Consider the following 4,451-nt stretch of genomic DNA (forward strand, 5'->3'; position numbering starts at 1 on the left):
CATGAACATGAAGCACTTGGAGGCGGCTCTGTACGACGCCTCTATTGCCGGCTGACTTCATTCAGCCGGAGCCTGCAAATAATTTTGCGCATAAATCTTGACGGCACCAAGTTGCCACGACTTTTGCCATGACAGTGCTTCAAGGTTAGCTGTCGCCTTTTCCTGGCAGGATACCTTTGGCAATTGACTCGAAAAAACTGTCCACTTTACCACCGGCAGCGGCTTTGTCGGAAGAAAAAATATGCTGGTAGATCTGTTTCATAGTTACATCTGTGGACCATCCACCCCTGGCCATAGCCACTTTATCCACGATTCCCAGTGATAGCATGACAGAAGCGTTGGTGTGCCGGAGGCCATGGACACCTACGAAGTCGATCCCGTTCTGATCACAGATCCGCTTCATGGTTTTATAGAGAGTATTGGGGTGGAAGCGGAAGATCCGGCCTTCATGCTTTCCAGGGTAGCTTTTGAGCTTTTCCAGGATATAGCCAGGACACTCCAGTGTGCGCCGGGAGGCCTCGGTTTTCAGTTCTTCACGGAGGACGTATCCCTTATCCTTATCTTTCACATATGTGCGGGCCACTTTGATGGTGCCTGCGTCAAAGTCCACGCAGTCCCAGCAGAGGCCTAAAATCTCAGACCTGCGCATTCCCAACCAAACGGCCAGCAGGATCGGTAGTTCTACCGATTCGCCTTGGATTGCCTCAAAGAGATCCATCATGCCCTGCTCATCCAGGTAGCTGTGCTCCGCTCGTTTACGCTGTGGCAGACGGAGACGTTTGGTATTGAGCTCTTTATACTCTCCAATGACGGCAGAAACCAGGCCCAGAGCGTTTTTAATCGTTTTGGCGGATACAGTCTTAGCTTCTTCGTTGATGGCCTCCTGGAGCTCCACAGGGCTGATTTTGGCCACCTGCTTCTGCATGAGACACTGGAAGCGGTTACGCTGGATCTCCCGGTAGCCATTGATGGTGGAGGGAGAGAGCACGTTTTCACGAGCAGATATATAACGGTCTATGGCGTCATGCAGTGTGATGTGCCCTTTTTTGTGTTCGGATTCCGACCGGGCCAATTCCACCAGACCGGCCTTCATTGCCAGGGCCTTGGCGTTTGCCTCCTCTGGCGTGTCACCCAATGCAGAAGCCTTTTCCCCGTCCACCATCACCCGGCAGCGCCAGCGGCCGGAGGGGAGCAGCTCCGGCTTTGGTTTCAGCTTTGCGGCCCGATCCAGGAGCCGCTGCTCTTCTTTCTTTGTCATAGCTGTCCCTCCTTAAAACGAATGTTCCATAATGTGGTTTTTTAGAAGCCGCCCCATTGAGGGGCGGCGTTTGTGTGCATGGAAACATATAGCCGGGAGACGATGTTATTCGACTACTTGAACGGTTGAACCTAACAGTACGATTGCAAGAGTATGTCCCCCTCCGGCATTTTCATAGCTGGAATAAGAAATGGGAAGGCCGGTAAAGCTGATTGCAGTATTATCATAGACATCTGGAAGAGCTCCATCATAAAGAATGACATAAAAATTGTAATCATCATCTTCAACGATGATATTTGTTACAGTATGTCCGTACCATGAACTTTGAAGGATCTGCAGAACTTGACCATAATTGCAATGATATAATTATCCTTCAAATCCTTCAAGCGTTTTGGTCATCATGGGATAGGTGAGATCCGAATTGATCAGATCTGCAGCACTCTGAGCGGCTTCTTCTGTATTAGCTGGGAAGAGCATTAGATTATTTTTTACAAAGACTTCGTTTTCTTTAGAAAAACTGTATGGAATAAAACATCTTGGAGCTAAATTGTTAAATAGCTCATATGTATTTGGTGTAAAAACTCCGTCAGTATATGTTCCTTCTTCAATTTGACCAGTTTCTGACCAAACAATTTTACCAGTTCCATTGAATTTTCCATCAGAAAATTCACCAGTATATGTCCATTCGGATCCGGCGTCATTTATTGTAGAAAATACCCCCTGACCATTAGGGATGTTATTAATCATTTCTCCAGTGTAGGTACCTTCGCGCGTAACAGTAGTAAGATCACCTGAAACCTCGTCCCAAAAGTCAAGGGTAATAGTTATTGATTCGTTTTCTACACTAGTCACTTGAGAGGTGGATGACGTGGATGGCTGCTGACCACAGGATACGAGAGATAGAGAAAGCAATAGTAAAAAAATAAATAAAAATTTTTTCATACTGCAAATTCCTTCCATGTGTCCAACTTGGACACATTTATTTTTTTGCCATATTGAAAGAACCAAACAAATGTACTATAATCGTATCACAAACAGAGAGGAGCGATACGATGGAAGATGATCCTGCACGCCGCATCCAAGAATTCCGGGCGCTGGAGCGCCTTCTCAATCCTCAGCAGGTTTATTCTGTTCTTGCTTCTGTGCAGGAGCATTATGAGCCAAATACCGCATGTATCGCAGTGCTTCCTCTTGGAGATCAGGGGGAAGAGATCTGAATATCCGCTCATTCTCAGATGGGGGCTCGGCCGTTGTGCCGGGCTCTATTTTTTCGCCTAAAAGTTCGCTGGTAGTGACGCCGAGATAATCTGCAAGGAGTTGAACTTTAAGAACAGAAGGAATACTACCTTTTTTAAGATTATCCATAAAATTACGGCCAGCACCACTTGCTTCGCATGCAGCAGTAGGGGTAATTCCTTTTAATGAGCAGAATGATTTTATATTTTGTACAAAAACTTCCACATTCATTAAGCATCACTCCTATATAAATAGAATTAAGTAATGTGACGAAAAAGCATAAATTTATGTCGAATGATTGACAGACATAAATTTACGGATTATGATTTACTCACAGCAAGCACTCAAAGGCAACTGTACTGATGGCCTCGGTCGCTCAGGCTATTACTGCTTTTCAGCGGCCGCCCGTACCATCCGTACAACCATGTCCTGCTGATCCGGTGTCAGCTTCCGGAATTCATCCATAAGTGCTTGCTCTGCTTGCGTGAGATCATCGTCCTTGGAAAGGGGCCTTATTTTTTCACCTAATAGGGTGCTAGTGGGTACTCCTAAATACTTTGCAAGCATTTGGACCTTCGTTACAGATGGAGTCTGCCCACGGTTTATATCACTTAAAAAGCTTCCACCTACGCCAGCTTCTTTGCAAGCGTTAGTTGGTCTAATTCCCTTTCGCAAGCAAATGATCCTGACGGTTTGCACAAAAAGATCTTTATTCATGGAAATTACTCCTATTATAAAGAAAATTGTGTATTACGTAAAAAATACAGAAAACAATATTAAATTATTGACAACACGTAATTACGGATTTATTATTTACTCACAGTAAGCAATCAGGGCAAATACCAGATTGCAACTTAACACACAGTTTATTTTAACACGCTTACTGTGCGTAAGCAACATGAAAAAGAAAGGAGGGTGCCGGATGGAATATGATCTGAAGCTCCGTGAGCTTCGGGAAGCGAGGGGACTATCCCAGAGAAAGTTGGCTGATGAGATCGGCGTTACGCCGGGAACGGTGGCACTGTGGGAGCTTGGACTGAGAAATCTGTCTATGCAAAACTTGATCGTCCTGTCGGATTTTTTTGGCTGCACCATTGACCGGCTGCTTGGCCGAGACGGTCAGACCTCTGCCTACAGTGGCTGCGGTTAAAAAAGGGAACAAGGAAGCGGGTGTATGATGGCTCTTTTGTTATGGGCATAAAAAGATGTGGCCGCAAAGTAAACTTTGCAGCCACATGGAATATCGTAGCACTGTAGATGCCGCAGCGTTCAGGTTTGCACCCAAAACCAAATCACAACCCAGCGTAAGCGGTTGTGATTTGGAAGCGAGGAGCAGCAGAATGAGCGCACGATGAGCTTTGCAATGAAATGAAAAAGCTCGTCGCAAGCGATATGTCGCTTGCGACGAGCTGGTGCCGGTGACCGGACTCGAACCGGTACGCTGTCGCCAGCGGTGGATTTTGAGTCCACTACGTCTACCAATTCCATCACACCGGCAGGTGCAAAAAGCATTATACACGATAACCCTCCCGTTGGCAAGAGAAAATGAAAGAGTTTTTTCTGCTGTTTCCCAAGAAATTTGGAAAGAGGTTGACAATTGCATAAAATATGATACAATGACTCGGTAAAATGCAATGACGGAACCAAGCACTGTATGCCGGCCATCAGCGAGGGGGGAGGGTGAGAGCCCCCGGTCACAGCATTTGTGCCAGCCATTCCTGAGCGGCCCGGGATGACCGGGACGGCCCATCCCCGTGAACGGATGACTGAGATGCTCACTTTCGAGCAGATCAGGGTGGTACCGTGGAATTTTCCGCCCCTGACGTTGTCAGGGGCGGTTTTTCTTTGAGGAGTCCTGCAAATAAAAGTCAAGTCCTAAAATGAAAAAAATCCCGCAAAGTTTGCGAGATCAAAAAAGCGCAACAAATCAAGCTGGAGAAAAGACTTCCACCAGCTG

At 46.4% G+C, this 4,451-nt stretch carries 5 protein-coding genes and 1 tRNA gene; 1 reads left to right on the forward strand and 5 read right to left on the reverse strand.

Annotated features, from left to right (window positions below):
- Positions 1-145: 145 nt before the first annotated feature.
- From ACTQ3R_RS16175 to ACTQ3R_RS16190, 4 genes are all read right to left on the reverse strand, one after another.
- Positions 146-1,258 carry a site-specific integrase gene (locus tag ACTQ3R_RS16175; protein ID WP_441780188.1) on the reverse strand — a complete coding sequence of 371 codons (1,113 nt, stop codon included), beginning with the start codon at positions 1,256-1,258 and terminating at the stop codon, positions 146-148.
- Positions 1,259-1,624: 366 nt separating this feature from the next.
- The gene (locus ACTQ3R_RS16180) at positions 1,625-2,200 is read right to left on the reverse strand and encodes a hypothetical protein (RefSeq protein WP_441780189.1); all 576 of its coding nucleotides are present in this window, start codon (positions 2,198-2,200) and stop codon (positions 1,625-1,627) included.
- Between the two features lie 165 nt (positions 2,201-2,365).
- Positions 2,366-2,725: an XRE family transcriptional regulator gene (locus ACTQ3R_RS16185; protein WP_441780190.1), complete on the reverse strand. Its 360-nt coding sequence runs from the start codon at positions 2,723-2,725 to the stop codon at positions 2,366-2,368.
- A 153-nt stretch (positions 2,726-2,878) separates the two neighbouring features.
- The gene (locus ACTQ3R_RS16190) at positions 2,879-3,211 is read right to left on the reverse strand and encodes a hypothetical protein (RefSeq protein ID WP_441780191.1); all 333 of its coding nucleotides are present in this window, start codon (positions 3,209-3,211) and stop codon (positions 2,879-2,881) included.
- Between the two features lie 205 nt (positions 3,212-3,416).
- Between ACTQ3R_RS16190 and ACTQ3R_RS16195 the strand changes: the two genes are divergently transcribed.
- The gene (locus tag ACTQ3R_RS16195; RefSeq protein ID WP_441780192.1) at positions 3,417-3,644 is read left to right on the forward strand and encodes a helix-turn-helix transcriptional regulator; all 228 of its coding nucleotides are present in this window, start codon (positions 3,417-3,419) and stop codon (positions 3,642-3,644) included.
- A 260-nt stretch (positions 3,645-3,904) separates the two neighbouring features.
- Here the strand turns inward: ACTQ3R_RS16195 and ACTQ3R_RS16200 are convergent.
- Positions 3,905-3,991 (reverse strand) — tRNA-Leu (locus ACTQ3R_RS16200).
- Positions 3,992-4,451 lie beyond the last annotated feature (460 nt).

This window comes from Lawsonibacter sp. LCP25S3_E2 (genome assembly GCF_052117285.1).
Classification (GTDB): Bacteria; Bacillota; Clostridia; order Oscillospirales; family Oscillospiraceae; genus Lawsonibacter.

What these genes read in the sequence shown, in the direction of transcription:
- ACTQ3R_RS16175 (WP_441780188.1), bottom strand. Translation starts at nt 1,258, where the DNA reads ATGACAAAGAAAGAAGAGCAGCGGCTCCTGGATCGGGCCGCAAAGCTG.
- ACTQ3R_RS16180 (WP_441780189.1), bottom strand. Translation starts at nt 2,200, where the DNA reads ATGAAAAAATTTTTATTTATTTTTTTACTATTGCTTTCTCTATCTCTC.
- ACTQ3R_RS16185 (WP_441780190.1), bottom strand. Translation starts at nt 2,725, where the DNA reads ATGAATGTGGAAGTTTTTGTACAAAATATAAAATCATTCTGCTCATTA.
- ACTQ3R_RS16190 (WP_441780191.1), bottom strand. Translation starts at nt 3,211, where the DNA reads ATGAATAAAGATCTTTTTGTGCAAACCGTCAGGATCATTTGCTTGCGA.
- ACTQ3R_RS16195 (WP_441780192.1), top strand. Translation starts at nt 3,417, where the DNA reads ATGGAATATGATCTGAAGCTCCGTGAGCTTCGGGAAGCGAGGGGACTA.